The 16520-nt window shown below is 65.8% G+C and carries 14 protein-coding genes and 1 tRNA gene; 6 read left to right on the top strand and 9 right to left on the bottom strand.

All coding sequences use genetic code 11. The features are described from left to right. Nucleotides 1–91: 91 nt before the first annotated feature. Together SMA01S_RS19740 and SMA01S_RS19745 are read right to left on the bottom strand one after the other, a co-directional pair. Nucleotides 92–1198, bottom strand: coding sequence for an acyltransferase family protein (locus tag SMA01S_RS19740; protein WP_066826554.1), 1107 nt, complete (start codon nucleotides 1196–1198; stop codon nucleotides 92–94). 15 nt (nucleotides 1199–1213) lie between these two features. Beyond that, a complete protein-coding gene (locus SMA01S_RS19745) occupies nucleotides 1214–2485 on the bottom strand; it encodes a metal-dependent hydrolase family protein (RefSeq protein ID WP_066826556.1) in 1272 nt (423 codons plus the stop codon). Between the two features lie 34 nt (nucleotides 2486–2519). Here SMA01S_RS19745 and SMA01S_RS19750 point away from each other — a divergent pair, with 34 nt between their 5' ends. After that, on the top strand, nucleotides 2520–4703 hold the full coding sequence (locus tag SMA01S_RS19750; RefSeq protein ID WP_066826558.1) for a penicillin acylase family protein: 2184 nt from the start codon (nucleotides 2520–2522) through the stop codon (nucleotides 4701–4703). Nucleotides 4704–4705: 2 nt separating this feature from the next. Here SMA01S_RS19750 and SMA01S_RS19755 read toward each other — a convergent pair whose 3' ends face one another. After that, nucleotides 4706–5311, bottom strand: a complete 606-nt coding sequence (locus SMA01S_RS19755) for a DUF2939 domain-containing protein (protein WP_066826560.1) — start codon at nucleotides 5309–5311, stop codon at nucleotides 4706–4708. Nucleotides 5312–5492: 181 nt separating this feature from the next. Here SMA01S_RS19755 and ftsZ point away from each other — a divergent pair, with 181 nt between their 5' ends. The 3 genes from ftsZ (at nucleotide 5493) to SMA01S_RS19770 (ending at nucleotide 10495) form a co-directional block, all read left to right on the top strand. Next, entirely contained in the window at nucleotides 5493–7043 is a 1551-nt protein-coding gene (gene ftsZ, locus SMA01S_RS19760) for a cell division protein FtsZ (RefSeq protein ID WP_084250465.1), read from the top strand. Nucleotides 7044–7236: 193 nt separating this feature from the next. After that, nucleotides 7237–9903 (top strand): PAS domain-containing sensor histidine kinase, encoded by a 2667-nt coding sequence (locus SMA01S_RS19765; RefSeq protein WP_169804282.1) that lies wholly within the window; start codon nucleotides 7237–7239, stop codon nucleotides 9901–9903. Beyond that, nucleotides 9878–10495, top strand: coding sequence for a response regulator transcription factor (locus tag SMA01S_RS19770; protein ID WP_066826566.1), 618 nt, complete (start codon nucleotides 9878–9880; stop codon nucleotides 10493–10495). Before SMA01S_RS19765 ends, SMA01S_RS19770 begins: the two co-directional genes overlap by 26 nt. Here SMA01S_RS19770 and SMA01S_RS19775 read toward each other — a convergent pair. Then, nucleotides 10482–10820, bottom strand: a complete 339-nt coding sequence (locus SMA01S_RS19775) for a hypothetical protein (protein WP_066826568.1) — start codon at nucleotides 10818–10820, stop codon at nucleotides 10482–10484. The two genes, SMA01S_RS19770 and SMA01S_RS19775, sit on opposite strands and share 14 nt — an antisense overlap. A gap of 225 nt (nucleotides 10821–11045) precedes the next feature. Here SMA01S_RS19775 and SMA01S_RS19780 point away from each other — a divergent pair, with 225 nt between their 5' ends. Next, a complete protein-coding gene (locus SMA01S_RS19780) occupies nucleotides 11046–12044 on the top strand; it encodes an EAL domain-containing protein (RefSeq protein ID WP_066826570.1) in 999 nt (332 codons plus the stop codon). 63 nt (nucleotides 12045–12107) lie between these two features. Here the strand turns inward: SMA01S_RS19780 and SMA01S_RS19785 are convergent. The 5 genes from SMA01S_RS19785 to infA all read right to left on the bottom strand — a co-directional run bounded on the left by SMA01S_RS19785 (nucleotide 12108) and on the right by infA (nucleotide 14184). Continuing rightward, nucleotides 12108–12183, bottom strand: a tRNA-Phe gene (locus SMA01S_RS19785). Nucleotides 12184–12212: 29 nt separating this feature from the next. Beyond that, complete coding sequence (locus tag SMA01S_RS24315) at nucleotides 12213–12389, bottom strand: DNA gyrase inhibitor YacG (RefSeq protein WP_084250467.1); 177 nt, start codon at nucleotides 12387–12389, stop codon at nucleotides 12213–12215. Next, nucleotides 12386–13324, bottom strand: a complete 939-nt coding sequence (locus SMA01S_RS19790) for a ribonuclease (RefSeq protein WP_066826572.1) — start codon at nucleotides 13322–13324, stop codon at nucleotides 12386–12388. The genes SMA01S_RS24315 and SMA01S_RS19790 overlap by 4 nt, the downstream gene beginning before the upstream one ends. After that, complete coding sequence (locus SMA01S_RS19795; protein WP_066826574.1) at nucleotides 13317–13886, bottom strand: Maf family protein; 570 nt, start codon at nucleotides 13884–13886, stop codon at nucleotides 13317–13319. Before SMA01S_RS19795 ends, SMA01S_RS19790 begins: the two co-directional genes overlap by 8 nt. A gap of 52 nt (nucleotides 13887–13938) precedes the next feature. After that, complete coding sequence (infA, locus tag SMA01S_RS19800; RefSeq protein WP_026325702.1) at nucleotides 13939–14184, bottom strand: translation initiation factor IF-1; 246 nt, start codon at nucleotides 14182–14184, stop codon at nucleotides 13939–13941. Between the two features lie 242 nt (nucleotides 14185–14426). Here infA and SMA01S_RS19805 point away from each other — a divergent pair, with 242 nt between their 5' ends. Continuing rightward, on the top strand, nucleotides 14427–16520 hold the full coding sequence (locus SMA01S_RS19805) for a PA5441 family protein (RefSeq protein ID WP_157094052.1): 2094 nt from the start codon (nucleotides 14427–14429) through the stop codon (nucleotides 16518–16520).

A 16520-nucleotide genomic window follows, 5' to 3' on the forward strand; every position in this document is an offset into this window, starting at 1 on the left:
TAGGGGGTGGGGGATGCCTCGCAGAGCACATCGCCTGTGACTGCCCCACCCCAACCCCTCCCCTGAAGGGGAGGGGCTTTATTTGCCTCACCTAAACCTTCAACACCCACCCACGCGCACGCAGCAACAGCGTGATCACGATCGAAACCCCACCAGCAATCACCGCATACAGCATCGACGTCCAATCGAGCGGCAAGCCGGTCGCCGCGATCGCCGCCAGCAGCTTTTCGCCGAGATGCACGCCGCCGATCGGCACCATCATCAGCACGATCGCCACCGCATCGTGGACCACATAGAGCGTCAGCGACACCGCGCCGAGCGCGGCGACGGTCTGCGCGATCCGCGACGCGCCGATCCGCGGCCAGACAATCTTGAGCAAGGCCAGCAGGCCGAGTCCGATCGCGGCGTTGATCAGGGTGAAGGTCGGCGTCCACAAATTCTTGTTGATCGGCCAGAACCAGGCGGCGCCGAGCGTCAGGCCCAGGCACAATACGGCGACCGCGACGATCATGATCACCGGCTTCTTGCGGCGCACCGACATGCGCTGCACCGCCATCCCGATCATCGTCGTGGCGATCGCCGACAGCGTCGATAGCGGCCCTTCGGGATCGAAGGGCGGGCCGTTATCGGGCTGGCCATAGAGCCGCGTCCCGCCCAGGATCGTATGGTCGAGCCAGCCGCTCATCCCTTCGCCCGGCGCCATGCTGGCGATCAGGTCGCCCGGCGCGGGCAGATGAAGCAGGACGCCATGGACCAGCATCAGCACGCCGGCGGCGATGGCGGGCGCTTTCCAGGTCGTCGTCTGGCGGCAGGTGATCGCGCAGACCAGATAGACGATGCCGATCCGCTCGAGCACGCCGGTGAAGCGGATCTCCTCCAGCTTGAGGCTGAAATGGACGATCATGCCGATCGCGAAACCGATGAACCACAATAGGGCCGATCGCCGCACGATCTTCGTGATCGACGGCCGCGGCATCCGCCCGTCCATCGTCAGCGGCAAGGCGAGGCCGACCGCGAGCAGGAACATCGGGAACACCAGATCGGCGAAGGTCAGGCCGTTCCACGGCGCATGGTTGATCCACCAGAAAGCGTGCTCCTCCGACCCTTGCAGATTGGCGAGCACCATCCCGAAGATGGCGATCCCGCGCAGCGCATCGAGTGGTTCGTCGCGGACGCGGACCGGTTTCGACATATCCATTGACCCTGTCCCTAATCAGCCCGCGACTACCGTGCCACCCTTCATCACCATCCGCACATGGCGGACCGCGGCGATGTCGGCAGTGGGATCGCCATCGACCGCGATCAGGTCGGCGAGCAGGCCCGGTTTGACCGCGCCGAGCTTGCCGTCGAGGTGGAACCAGCGCGCATTGCCCCAGGTCGCGGCGATCAGCACGTCGGCGGGGCTCATCCCGCCGGCGACCATCAATTCCATCTCGCGCGCGTTCTGGCCATGCGCGAACACGCCGACATCGCCGCCCATGCAGAGATGGACGCCGGCCTTCAGCGCCATCTGGAAGCTCTTGCGGTTGATCTGGACGGCTTCGGGCGCCGGCTCGGCACCGTTCCAGCCGCGATAGCGCGAGGTCGCGTCCGACGCGGCGAGCGTCGGGCAGAGCGCGATGCCCTTCTTCGCCATGTCGGCGAAAATCTCGGGCGTGCCGCCATAGCCATGCTCGATCGTGTCGACTCCCGCGGCGATCGCGCGGCGCATCCCTTCGGCGGTGGCGGAATGGACCGCGACCGGGCGGCCGGCGTCGTGCGCGGCGGCGACCGCGGCCTTCATTTCCTCCAGGCTGAGCGTCGGGCGGCTGTCCTCGCCGGGGCGCCAGCGATAATCGGCATAGAGCTTCACCCAATCGGCACCACCCGCGATCTGACGGCGGACCGCGGCGACGATCGAGTCGACTCCCGACACTTCCTCGGCGCCCTGCGGAATGGCGATGCCGGGCTCGAACCCCTTGGGGCCGTACGCGCCCAGCGCGACGATTGCGCGCGTCGCGACGTTGAGCCGGGGACCCGGCACGATCCCCTGATCGATCGCCGCCTTCAACCCTACATCGGCATAGCCCGCGCCCTCGGTGCCGAGATCGCGCTCGCTGGTGAAGCCGGCGAGCAGGGTCGCCTTGGCGCTCGCCACCGCGCGTGCGGTCCTGAGCGCGAGCGGCTCGTGGAGCACCTGATCGTCCCAGCTCGTCTCGTTATAGGGGTGGAGGAACAGATGGCCGTGCCCCTCGATCATTCCCGGCATCAGCGTCTCGCCGGGCAGGTCGATGATCTTTGCGTCGGCGGGCGCCGACAGGTTCGGGCCGACCGCGGCGATACGATCGCCCTCGACCAGCACTTGCCAGCCGGCATGCGTCTTGCCGTCCAGCCCGTCGAACACGCGCGCCGGTTTGATCAGCACGGTCTGGCTGGGCGGTTCGGCGGCGGGGAGAGCGGCTGCCGGGCCGAGCAACATCGCCAATATAAGAGCCAGCCGGCGCATGGTTTTCTCTCCGTCGTCGCGTTACGCTCCCGGCATGGATAGAACCCTCCGCCTCCCGCTCCTAGCCCTTGCGGTGCTGACCATGGCGCCGACCGTGCCGGACCCCGCTGCTGCCGACATGGCGCGCTGGCGAGCCGAGGCCGCGCGGGTCACGATCACGCGCGACGATTGGGGCATCCCCCACGTCCGCGGGCAGAGCGATGCCGATGCCGTGTTCGGGATGATCTATGCCCAGGCCGAGGACGATTTCTCGCGCGTCGAGGCGAACTATCTGACCGCGCTCGGACGCACCGCCGAGGCGGAGGGCGAAGACGCGATTTGGGGCGATCTGCGCCAGCGGCTCTATGTCGACCCCGCCGAGTTGAAGATGCAATATGCCGCGAGCGCGCCGTGGCTGAAATCGCTGATGGACGCCTGGGCCGACGGGCTCAATTTCTACCTCGCGACGCATCCCGGCACCAAGCCCAAGGTGCTGACCCGGTTCGAGCCGTGGATGGCACTCAGTTTCACCGAGGGCAGCATCGGCGGCGATATCGAGCGGATCTCGCTCAGCGACCTCAAGACCTTCTACGGCAGGCCGACCCCGCCGACGCCCGAGGAACTGGGCATGGTGCCGCGCGAGCCGTCGGGATCGAACGGCATCGCGATCGCGCCCAAGCTGACATCGGGCGGCAAGGCGCTGTTGCTGATCAACCCGCACACCAGCTTCTACTTCCGCTCCGAAGCGCAGATGTCGAGCGCGCAGGGCCTAGATGCTTATGGCGCGTCGACCTGGGGACAGTTCTTCATCTACCAGGGGTTCAACGCCAAAGCGGGGTGGATGCACACCTCCTCCACCGTCGACAATGTCGACGAATTCGCCGAGCGCGTGACGAAGCGCGGCAACGGCTATGTCTATCGCTACGGCGCTGCCACGCGGCCGGTAACGAGCGCGACGGTGACCTTGCGCTATCGCAAGCCCGACGGGTCGCTGGGGGAGCGCCGCTTCACCACCTGGCGCACGCATCATGGCCCGATCGTCGCCACGAAGAACGGGCGCTGGATCGCCGAGGCCTTGATGTGGAAGCCCGTGCCGGCGCTCGAGCAGAGCTGGCTTCGAACCAAGGCCAGCGACCTCAAAAGCTTCCTTCAGGTCGCCTCGCGGCGGGCGAATTCGTCGAACGACACCTTGTTCGCCGACAGCAAGGGCGAGATCGCGTTCCTGATGCCGCAATTCATGCCGCTGCGCGACAATCGCTTCGACTATACCCGGCCGGTCGATGGTGCCGATCCGGCGACCGACTGGAAAGGGCTGCATACGCTGCCCAGCTTGCCGAGCGTGCTCAACCCGCGCGTCGGCTGGGTGCACAATACCAATGACTGGCCATGGGACGCGGCGGGGCCGGACAGTCCCAAGGCTCGTGATTACCCACATTATATGGATCAGACGGGCCCCAATGCGCGCGGGACGCATGCCGACCTGCTGCTCAAGGGCAAGAGCGGCTGGACGCCGGAGAAACTGCGCGTGGCGGCGTTCGACAGCTATTTGCCCGCCTTCGCCGAACTGATTCCGGGGCTGGTCAGGGCATGGGACGCGCTGCCGGCGGACGATCCGCGTCGCGCAAAGCTGGCCGAGCCGATCGCCTTGCTACGCGGCTGGGATCGCCGCTGGGGCTACGATTCGACCGCGACCAGCCTCGCGGTGTTCTGGGGCGATCAATTGTGGCGCGAGGTTGGTAGCTTCGCCCAGGCCGAGCGGATGAACGTGCCCGATTATATCGCAACCCGAGTCAAGGCATCGGACAAGCTCGACGCGCTGACGGCCGCCACCGATCGGTTGAAGCGCGACTTCGGCGAGTGGCGCGTGCCGTGGCAACAGATCAACCGTTTCCAGCGGCTTGACGACGCCATCGCGCCGCATTTCGACGATGCCCGGGATTCGACCCCGATACCCTTCACCTCGGCGCAATGGGGCAGCCTCGCCTCGTTCGGCGCGAAGACCTGGCCGGGAACCAAGCGCTATTACGGCACCAGCGGCAACAGCTTCGTCGCGGTGGTCGAGTTCGGGCCAAGGGTGAAGGCGATGGCGGTGATGGCCGGCGGGCAGAGCGGCGATCCCGCTTCGCGCCACTTCGCCGACCAGATCGGCCGCTACGCCGAAGGGCGGCTGCGCCCAGTCTATTTCTATCCGGACGAGCTCAGGGGGCATGTCGAGCGGCGTTACCGCCCGGGCGAATAACGTCAGGCGCCGATAGCGTTGGAATCGGGCGAGCCCTCCGACGGCGACGCCTCGGCCGGTGTCGCGTCCGCGGGGCCGGTCAGGCTGCCCTGCGGCAGCGCGATGCGTATGAGTTTCCACGCAAACAGACCGCGCCGTTCGAAGACGAGCTTCACAGGGTCGTCGGTCGCGCCCTGACGCCGCAAGGTGACGTCGAAACGATTGAGCGCGGCATAATGAAAGCCGTAGTCGACCCGACGTGGCGGGGCCGAACCCGTTTCGATATGGCCGACCTTGCCCGCTCGGACCAAGGCGGCGATCCCCTCGGGAGTCACGACACTATCGATCATCCGGTCGAGGATCGAGGGCATCAGCATCGCGCCAAGCCCGGCGAGCGGATTGCCCCGCATCGCTGGATCGCGCTCCATTCGCGTCGTCACCGCCGCGGCGAGCTGGGGTTTCAGGTCAGCGCGCACCGCCGGAAAATCGACTGAGCCGCGCAGCTTTTCCGCGTCGCCCTGTTTCGCGGCGGCGACGAAGCCGCGCACCGCGAGGTAAGGCGACGCGCCATAGGCCAGCACGAACAATGCGACCGCGGCGCCGATTGCGATGATCCAGCCCTTGCGCATGCAATCCTTTCGGCCCCGTGCCCAACCTAGGGCGGCGGATTCCTCCCGGCAATGCGCTGGCACATCCGGGGCGTGCCGGCGCAGTGCGTGATTCTACGATAGTAGATTCCCAGCGTGGCGCGTTAACCATCAATGCCCCGATACGACTCCCCGACATTGCAGCGAGTCGGGGGAAACGGTCATGAGCTTTATGGACACTATCGAGGCGGTGATGCCGCGGATTGCCGTTTTCGGGGTCGGCGGCGCGGGCGGGAACGGTGTTGCCGGTCTGGTCGATGAGAACCTGCCGAACGTCGAATTGATCGCCGCCAACACCGACGCCCAGGCGCTGCGCACGTTGGGAGTCCGGCAGCAACTGCAACTCGGGCGGATGGCGACGCAAGGGCTGGGTGCGGGCGCCTGGCCAGAGGTCGGTCGCGCAGCCGCGCAGGAAGTCATGGATGAAATCGATGCGGCGCTCGAGGATGTCGATTTCTGCTTCATCGCCGCCGGGATGGGCGGCGGCACCGGGACCGGCGCGGCGCCGATCTTTGCCGAGCGCGCCCGGCTGCGCGGCATTCCGACCGTCGCGGTGGTGACCCGTCCGTTCGAGTTCGAAGGATTGCGGCGAGCGAGCCGGGCGGATCAGGGCATTGCCACGCTCGAGCCGCTGGTCGACGCTATGATCGTCGTTCCCAACCAGCGGCTGCTGGGGATCGGCGATCTGGAGATGACCTTCAAATCCGCGATGCTGGAGTCCAATGCGGTGCTGGCCGATGCGGTCGGCGGAATCGCCCATCTGCTGGTGGCACCGGGGCTCAAGCAGATCGGTTTCGCCGAAATGCGCAACGTGATCGCCGAGATGGGTCGTGCGGTGATCGGGTTCGGCGAAGCTACCGAGCACATGGACCGCGCCGTCCTCGCGGCGGAACGGGCGATGGCCTGCCCGCTGATCGACGACGAGATTGCGGGCGCGGGCAAGCTGATGATCTCGATCAGCGGCGGTACCGACATGTCGCTGATGGAACTCGATGCGATCGTCGCGACGATCGCCGACCAGGCGTCGCCGGATGTCGAGCTCGCCTGGGGAGCATCGGTGTCGGAGGCGCTCGACGGCGTCATTCGCGTCGCGCTGATCGCCCAGGGCCATCGGCCCCAAGTGCGTCCTCAGGCGGCGCCGGCCCGGACCGCACCGGTGCCCATGGCGGCGATCTGCTCGCCGGTTGCCGTGCCGGAAGCCGCCGCTATTGCGCCGAGCACGACCATTGCGGTCGAGCAGCCGGTACCGGTGGTCGCCGCCGCGGTCGCGCTGGCCGAGCCGCTGGCCGTCGCACCGCCGGTGACCGACATTCCTGCATCGTTTGCCGCAGCCCCGGCGTCTGCTCCTGCTCCTGCGCTGCCACTCGGCGCGACGCAGGCGAGCAGCCCGAGCGATCTCACCGCAGCGCTCATCGAGCCGGCAGCGAGCGACGCGCCGCTGCTCGACCTGATCGCTCGGCTGCCGCACCCGGCAGACGAGCCCGCGGCGGCCCAGTCGCGCGACGAGGCACCCATGGCGGTCAACCTCAAGGCCTGCACGATGGACGAACTCTGGCTGGGTGATTTCGAACTGGAGGATCCCAGGCGCGCAAGCCTGGTCGAGCAGATCTCCGCCGCACTCAAGGAGTGGTTTCGCTCAATGACTTTGCGGATGGGCTTCGGGCGCCATTCGATGATCACCTATCGCCGCGGCTCGGCTCCCTTGGCGACGTAATTGCGCCCAGAATGGACTCTTTTTATTCCGATAAACACAGCGAGGTTATTGAATTTCCGGAATCATTACGTGATGCTACGAAGCGGCCAGTAAATACGGCTGTCCGCATGGGCGGGTAGTATAAGGACGGGGACAAATGCCTGGTCGAATGCGTCGGGCGCACGACGCATCGAGGCGTGACAAAGTTGCATTGGTGTTGGCTGCAATCGCCGCGCTGGTTGCATCTCTGTCATTATTGGGCTGGCTGTTTGGGGTTCCGGCGCTCGCCTCGTTCGGAGCCAGCTACGCACCGGCATGGCCGCTGACGACTGCGGGTCATTTGCTGTTATCCTTCGCGATGTTGATGGCGATTCTTGGGCGGCGTGCCGCGACGGTGCCGGCGATCGCAGTTCTGATCCTCGTCGCGATAGTGGTGGCCGAATCCGCGTCAGGAATCCGGCCCGGCATCGATCGATTGCTCTTCTCGGAACAGCTCGCGCGTTCGGCCGCCCCCAATCCGGGTCGTCCGGGATCCAACTCGCTCCTATCCTTCGTGTCGCTGGCGGCGGCGATAGTGCTCGCGCAGCGGCAGTCGCCTCTGCTCGACCGGGCCGCGAACGTGCTTGCCGCGCTGGCGCTTTGCCTCGGTCTCTATTCGACGACCGCGCTGATGTGGATCGATCACGCGACTCCGCTCAACCATTTTTTCGTCGCCCCCTTGCCGGCAGGTCTGGCGTCGCTGGCAATTGCTTGTTCTTTCCTGTGGTGGAAGCACGAGGCGGGCTGGACCGGCCTCCTGTCGGGCGATCGAATGCGTCAGCCGTTGGGCTGGTTGGTCCTGCCGATCCTTTTCGTTCTGCCCGCGATCCCCATCGTCCTTGAACAATGGTCGATCGCGACCGGCAGCGCGCCGCCCGAAGGCGCCGCCCTGATTGCAATCCTGGTCAACATGCTGATCATCGGTACGATCCTGTTGCTGGTCGCCGATCGGCTGACCCGTCAGCGCATGGCGCTCAGCGATCTCAACGATGCACTCGACAGCGCGGCTATCGCTCTGGTCGGATCGGACGGCACGATCCTTCACTGGACGCAGGGATGCACCGAACTCTACGGCTGGTCGGCCGATGAGGCGGTAGGACGTAACAAGCACGCCTTGCTCCAATCGCGCGAAGTCGAAGGTCATGACATTGACGTCGCGCCGGGCGACGGCTCGCCGCCCGACCGACTGGAGACCGAGTTCGTCGAGCGTCGACGCGACGGCACGAAATTGCACGTAGTAGAGCGCCGCCGGCCGCTGCATCGCGCGGGGCGCAACGACGTGGTTGTCCTGAAGATGCTCGACATCACCACGCGGGTCGAGGCCGAGGAGGAACTTCGGGTCAGTGAGAATCGCCTGGCGATCGCTGCCGAGGTCAATGAGATCGGCGTGTTCGATTGGGACGTCGTGAGCGGGCGGATCAGCTGGTCGCCCGGATCGGAACAGCGGCTCGGTCTGCCCGCCGGTGCGATCGACACCTTCGATATGTGGCGCGATCATGTCGAGCCGGCGGATGTTTCCAATGTGATAGCATCGATCGACAGCGCGGTCGCCGATCGGCGCGATCGTTTCGCCTTTCAATATCGCTTCCTTCCCGACACCGGATCGCCGCGCATGCTCGAAGGAACGGCGCGCTGCCTGTATGACGAGCAAGGCAATCTGGTGCGATCGATCGGCTCGATCGTCGATGTGACGCAGCGTAGCCGGCGCGAGGCCGAAATGCGGCTCGAATCGATCATCAGGACGGTGCCCGACGCGACGATCGTCATCGACGACCATGGCATCATCAAGAGCTTCAGCCCGGCCGCCGAAGCGATGTTCGGCTATTCCGCCGAATCCATGATCGGGTGCAACGTCAAGATCCTGATGCCCGACATGCTTGCGTCGCGCCACGACGCGGCGATCGCCGATTATCTCCGGACCGGGGAGCGCAAGGTGATCGGCATGACTCGCGAGCTGACCGCGCGCCGTGCCGACGACACGCAGTTTCCGATCGAGCTCAATGTCGGCGAGGCACGCATCGGCGAAGAGCGGATCTTTACCGGAATCGTCCGCGACGTATCCAAGCGGTTGTTCGAGGAGCAGCGATTGTCCGAACTCAGCGCGGAACTGGCGCATATCTCGCGCCAACGCGCGATGAGCGAACTCGCCGCCGATCTAGCGCACGAACTCAATCAGCCGCTCAGCGCGACGGCTAATTTCATCGCGGCGGCGCGGATGCTGATCGAACAGGGCGCCAGCGGCGAGCGCGTCGCCGATCTGCTCTACATGGCGGAGGAGCAGACCCAGCGGTCGGGCGACATCATCCGGCGATTGCGCGACTTCCTGGCCAAGCGCGACATCGAAATGCGCCCCGAATCGCTTGACGATGTGATCAGGGACGCGGTCGCGCTAGTGTTTTTCGGCAGCGGGCGAGAGGAGATCGAGCTCAGCTACGACCTGGATTCAGCGAGCGACACGATCTTTGCCGACCGCGTGCAAATCCAGCAGGTCCTGGTCAATCTATTGCGCAATGCCGTCGAGGCATTGCGGTCGGTGGACGCCGGTCGTCCACGCCGGATCGTGATCAAGTCGCGGTCCAGCGGTGATGACATGGTCATGCTCTCGATCATGGACACGGGACCCGGCATTCCCGACGCGCTGAGCGAACAACTCTATGCGCGCTTCTCGACTACCAAATCGGGCACGGCGATGGGGATCGGCCTGTCCATTTCGCGACGTATCGTCGAGGCGCATGGGGGCGTCCTGACGGCGAAGAGCCAACCGGAGGGAGGGGCGGCGTTCAGTTTCACCCTGCCGGTGTTCAAGGAGCTGGAAGATGATCCGGAACATCTATCTGATTGATGACGATGATGCCGTGCGGGCGTCGCTGCACGGTCTCCTTTCGCTGCGCTCCGATCTCGTCGTGCGCAATTTTCGCTCCGGCGACCAGTTTCTGGAGCGCGTTGCCGACCTGGAATCGGGCGTGCTGCTGCTCGATTATCATATGCCGGGGAAAAACGGGATCGAGGTCCTGCAGGAGCTCGGCTCGTCTTCGCCTGCGCGGTTCCTGACCATCATCCTGACCGGCGAGGGCAATATCGATATTGCGGTGCAGGCGATGAAGGCCGGTGCGTTCGATTTCCTTGAAAAGCCCTACAAGGCCGACGCTCTGATGGAGGCGATCAACAAGGCGTTCGACCGCATGGAGCATGACAGCGCGGGGTCGGCGCAGATCGAAACCGCACGCGCCAAGGTGGCCGTGCTGTCGCCCAGGGAACGCGACGTCCTGACCGGGTTGATCGAGGGTAGATCGAACAAGATCATCGCCTACGACCTCGCGATCAGTCCGCGCACCGTCGAAATCTATCGCGCCAATCTGATGACCAAGATGGGCGTGCGCAGTCTGTCAGAGGCGCTCCGCGTGGCATTCGCCGCCGGCCTCATTGCGACATAGGCGCGCCCCAGCCGTCTAATAGCTCGACCAGACGGCGTAGGGCGCCACGCCGCGATAGGCGAACCGGGCGATCGTCGGGACCGCCCGACGATCCGTTGAGGATAACGACCTGCATCCAGGCCGGGAATGCTTCACTGGCGACCTGCCCGATCGAGCCGTCGTCAGTGACGAGCACGGCCGTTTTGATCGCCATGCCGGGCATGCCCTGAACAAGTTGATCCGCTCCGACCGTGACGACATTGATGCCGATCATGGTCAATCGTGCGGTCAGCGCGCTGCGCAGGTCGCTTTCGGAGATCAGTAAGACGACGAGATCGAGGGACAAGGTGCGACGTCCGGATAGAGTGGGGCTGTCGGAGGCTATCCTGCCCTTGCCGGCAAGTCGGCTAGGGAAACCTACGTAACAGCGTTCCTGTAAGGCCATCTTCGCTCGACCGCGGTTACCACGCGGTACCACCGCGTTAGGTATTTCACCGCGCTGCCGAACAATCGTGAAAAGGCCTAGTTCATGATCTTGCGGTTCGAATGCTGACGTCGAGGATGCAAAGTCATGACGCGTGTCGCGGCAAGTCGATCGATGGTGTTGACGGTCTCGCGCGGCGCGCTGACACCGATCGCTGCCATCGCCGGCATCGCGCTGGTCATGGTGCAGGCGGCCACCGCCGTTCGAGGTGGGCTGAACCTGGAATGGTGGGCTTCGTGCCTGTTCGCGATAACCTTGGTAACGACAAGCCACATCGCGCAGCGATCATGGCAAAGCGGGCTTTCCGCTGACGTCGGGCAACCGAGCCGACGACCGCTCACCCTCCTCAAGGATAACATCCGGCGCGCGATCGGCCGCGGCGAGTTCGTGCCTTTCTATCAGCCGCTGGTCGAACTGCGCGACGGATCGGTCATCGGGTTCGAGGCGCTCGCTCGCTGGCGCCATCCCGATCGCGGGCTGATCTTGCCGGATCAGTTCATCGGAATCGTCGAGGATGCCGGGCTGATGGCCGAATTCGGCGCGTCGATCATGCGTCAGGCGTGTCGCGACGCCGGGGCGTGGCCGCACCATCTCATCCTGTCGGTCAACATGTCGCCGGCGCAGCTCGGCGGATGTGTCGCCGCGCGGAGGATGCTGGATCTGGTGCGCGCGACGGGCTTCGACCCGCATCGGCTGATCGTCGAGATCACCGAGAACCGATTGATCGAGGATGTCGCCACCGCCCGCGCGACGCTCGGCGTCCTGCGCCGTGCAGGCGTGCAGGTCGCGCTCGATGATTTCGGCGCGGGCTTCGCCAACCACCATATCCGCGACGTGGAATTCAACGCGATCAAGATCGACCGCGGCCTGGTACAGCGCGACGGAGCGCTCGAAGGCGGCAATGTCGTCGAAGCGATCCTCGGCTGGCGCGGTGCATCAGGATTGCCGGTCATCGCCGAGGGGATCGAGACGGTCGACCATGCAGGCGCGCTGCGCGATCTCGGTTGCGATTATGGCCAGGGCTATCTGTACGGCCGGCCGGTGCCGGCGAATGAGGCATGGCGGCTCGCCTGGGCAAGTCAGTAAGCATCGCGCGCCTGGCGATGCGCCACGGCGCCGTCTCTATCGAGTTCCAGAGGCTGTAAGGAATGGTGCCCAAGGGCGGAATCGAACCACCGACACTGCGATTTTCAGTCGCATGCTCTACCAACTGAGCTACTTGGGCATATCCGGCGAAGCGCGGAAGCGCGCGCTCTAATCGCTCGAAACCTCTCTGTCCAGTGCTTCCGGATCGGCGGGTCCCGCCGGGATGCGATATCCTTCGCCCAGCCATTGCAGCAGGTCGCGGTCCTTGCAGCGGCGGCTGCAGAACGGCTTGTGCGCCGGGTCGGTGATGTTGCCGCAAAGCGGGCAGCTATTGGCCTTGGTCATGACGCGAATGAGATGGGGACGCCGGTCCGCCGCGACAACTCGTCGATCAGGTCGGGATGCGCGGCCAGCCAGGCGGCGACTCGCGGCCCGGCGACCTGTACCGGCGGCACCGGCGGGGGCGTTCGCTCGATTGCGCGTAGCAGGGCCAATGCGGCCGCCGCGACAGGATCGGCGCGAAGCAACTCAGGGAGCGAGGCGCGGCGGCGCGGGCGGACGATCTGGAGGAACCCGAACCCGTTGATCGCGGTGCGCTCGAACGGTTGGGGCAGGACCGCATCGATCGCCTCGGCCGCCGCCTGGCGCTCGGCCTTGTTGCCCAGGGTCGGGAAGTCGACCCCGATCGATCCGCCGATATCGAGCCGGATGATCGCCATCGCCGTAGCACGCGCCGCCGCGATCGCGAGCGGGGCAGGGGCGCCGGGGCCGTCGACGTCGAACAAGGTCATCGCCGGGGTGGGCGACATGCGCAGCGATCCGCCTGCAAAGGCGATCTCGCCAGTCTCCGCTTCGTCGAGCACTTCGGACCAGCCTGCGGCCTCGAGCGCGTCGGGCTCATGAGCGCGCAGGATGCGAACGGGAAAGCCGCTTGCCCGGCATCGCGCCAGCAGGTCGTCGGCATCTCGCGGCTCGGCCTCGCTTGCCGCTACTTTGGCCAGCTTGGGGCGACCGGGTTCCGGGATGGCTTCCCGCACGACCTCGACCGTCAATCGCGCGCCCAGCGTGATACCGGGCGGCAAGCGCTCGATCACCGCCGCGCCGTGCGGCGTTTCGATTCGGCTCAGCCCGGCGGCGGCGCGCTCGATGAGCTGGCCTTCCAGCACGGCGCCCAGTTTCAGCCCGCCCGGCCGCTCGATCCGCGCCTCGATGATCCGGCCGTCCTCGACCAGGGCGGCGCGTGCTTCGCCGATCCCGGCCTCATAGAGCCACTCAGCCAAGCGGAAGACCCGCCGAGGTCAGCAACGCGCGCGTCTCGAAGATCGGCAGGCCGACGACGTTGGAATGGCTGCCCGCCAGATACCGGACGAACGCTTCGGCCTTGCCCTGGATGGCATAGCCGCCGGCCTTGCCCATGCCTTCGCCGCTGGCGACGTACCAGTCGATCTCGGCGGGAGAGAGCGCCTTGAACGCGACGATCGTGTCGGAGACCCGGACGCGCGGACGGCCGTCGGGACCGATCACGCACACGCCCGAAAAGACATGGTGCCGCCGCCCCGACAACAGCCCGAGCATGCGGCGCAGATCGGCCTCGTCGACCGGCTTTTCCAGGATCCGGCGCCCGACCGCGACGGTGGTGTCGCCCGCCAATACGATCTCGTCGGAGGCGCGCTCGACCGCCAGCGCCTTGTTCTCGGCGAGGCGCGCGACATAAGCGCGCGGCGCCTCGGCCTTGAGCGGCGTCTCATCGATATCGGGTGCGGCGAGGCGCGCGGGCACGATCCCGATCCGCGCGAGCAATTCGCGGCGGCGGGGACTGGTCGAGGCTAGAACGAGCTTCATCGGGACGAGCTCTGCGGCAAGAAACCCCAGCTTTCGCCGGGGTGACAGGGCATTATTGCGGCCCCGGTCCGCCGCGGCCCGGCATGAAGCGATACGTGATGCGACCCTTGGTCAGGTCGTAAGGCGTGAGCTCGACGAGAACCTCGTCGCCGACCAGCACGCGGATGCGGTTCTTGCGCATCTTGCCGGCGGTGTGACCCAGGATCTCATGGTCGTTTTCCAGCCGGACGCGGAACATGGCGTTGGGCAGCAGTTCGACTACCTGGCCACGCATTTCGAGAAGTTCTTCTTTAGCCAAACAATGCCTCATGAGTATGCGGGCCGCGCCGCGTGACGCGCGCCCTTAGCGGATGGGGAACGAAAAGGGAAGCTGCGCTACCGTGCCCAGTCGGCGAACGCCTCAGCGATATGGCGATGGACGTTCCAACCGGCAAGAGCACGACCAATCGATCGAAATCATCAGCGATGACGCAATCTTCCTAGGCAAGGTGTTGGCGGCGTGCCATTTTTGCCCCTCGTCATCCATCGGGGGTCTTAGTCATGCGTCGTCTTTGCGTTTCGCTCGCCGCTCTCGCGGCCTGTTTCGCAGTGCCGCTTCCCGCCGACGCCAGCGGCGATTTCGGGTGCTCGCCGAGTTGGCGGCTGAGCCACGCCAATCTGACCGGCTGTGACGACATGGCGATGCTCGGGCCGGGCAACGACACGCGAACCAACCTCACGATGTTGCTGTTCGATCGCCGCGGCTCTCTGCCCAAGCCAGGCGAGGGAGCGCCGCCGCAACCACTCGGCGCTTTGTTCGACTGGCGTACCTTGTCGGGTTGGCTGGCGGTGCGCCCCGACAATAGCGACAGCGATTATTCTTCGGGCGAAGGGTCGCGCTGCCGGACCAATGGCAGCGGCGCGGCGGCGTTCGAGGCGGCGGTCAACGCGGCCAAGCTGCCGGGCGGCGAGGGTGCGGCGCTGATCGCGGCGCGTCGGGCGCTCAGCCCCGATTGCGCCAAGCCTGGCGCGAGCGTGAGCGCGGCACTCGACGGGCAAGTGAAATCGCCCGCGGGCAAAGCGTTCGCCACCTATCTCGCCGGCGCGCAGGCTTTTTACGACGGCGATTTCGATGCGGCGGGGACGCGGTTTGCCAGCCTGGGTGGGACGCGCGATGCCTGGGTGCGCGAAACCGGGCGCTACATGGCGGCGCGGGTCGAGGTGAACCGCGTCCAAGTCGACCTGTTCGACGAATATGGCATTCCCAAGGACTTCAAGACGGTCGATCAGAAGGTCGTCGCCGCGGCCGATGCCGGCTTGCGCGGCTATCTGAAGGACTATCCCAAGGGGCTCTACGCGGCGTCGGCGCGGGGATTGCTGCGGCGGGTCTATTGGTTCGGCAGCGAGCGCGATCTGCTCGCGCAGCAATATGTCGCCTTGTTCGCGCAGCCGGCGGCAGTGCGCGGGCTGAACGACGTCGATCTTGCGGAGGAGATGGACACCAAGCTGCTGCCCGAGCTGACGATCGGCGATACGCGTGATCCGACCCTGCTCGCGGTGCTCGACCTGCGGCGGATGCGGACGGCCGACGACGAAGTCAGTGCGGGATGCTGCACCAATCCGATCACGCTCGAGGAGATCAACAGTCAGCGTGCAGCGTTCGCCGGCAATCAGCCGCTGTTCGACTATCTGGTCGCCGCGCACCAATTCTATATCGGCAGGAAACCCGCCGAGGTGCTCAAGCTGATCCCCGATGCCGCGCGCCAATCGAGCTTCACCGAGGTGCAGTTCAGCCGTCAGATGCTGCGCGGCATGGCGCTGGACGCGGTCGGCGATCGCAATGCGCGCGGCTTCTGGCTGGAGATGCTGCCGGGCGCGAAGGTCGATGCGCAGCATTCGGCGATCGAGCTCGCGCTTGCCTGGCATGACGAGCGCACCGGCGGGCTGGCGCGGGTGTTCGCGGCCGGCTCGCCGGTCGATGACGCGTCGTTGCGCGGTATCCTGCTGATGAACGTCGCCGATGCCGGATTGTTGCGCAAACAGGCGACCGGGGCGAAGGCGCCGCACGAGCGCCAGCTCGCGTTGTTCACTCTGCTCTACAAGGAATTGAGCCGCGGCGCGTATCGCGATTTCGGGGCCGACCTCGCGCTGGTGCCGGCAGGCGCAGCGAGCGACACCAATTTCTACGATTTGCTGGGATCGGAGGCGTTGCCGCTCGGACTGTTCCTCAAGCCGACCCAAGCCACCGATATCGATTGCCAGACGCTCAAGCGCACCGCCGCCGACCTCGCAGCAACACCCGGCAGTCCGCATGCGAGGCTCTGCCTGGCCGACTTCTTCCGCGCCAACGGGTTCGACCAGTTCGTGCTCGACACCCAACCGCCCAAACAGGATCTCGGCGGGACGAAGACCCTGTTTGCCGGGCCGGTCTATTCGCGGCTGGAGGTCTACAAGTCGATCATCGCCGATCCCAAGGTGCCGGGCGACGACAAGACCTATGCCTTGTTCCGCGCGGTCAATTGCTATGCCCCGTCGGGCAACAATTCGTGCGGCGGCGTCGATGTCGACAAGGCCGTGCGCAAAGCCTGGTTCGCGCGGCTGAAGAGCGATTATCCCAAGTCGCGCTGGGCGACGGGCCTGCGTTATTATTGGTAG

The organism is Sphingomonas mali NBRC 15500, from assembly GCF_001598415.1.
In the GTDB taxonomy this organism is placed as follows: domain Bacteria; phylum Pseudomonadota; class Alphaproteobacteria; order Sphingomonadales; family Sphingomonadaceae; genus Sphingomonas; species Sphingomonas mali.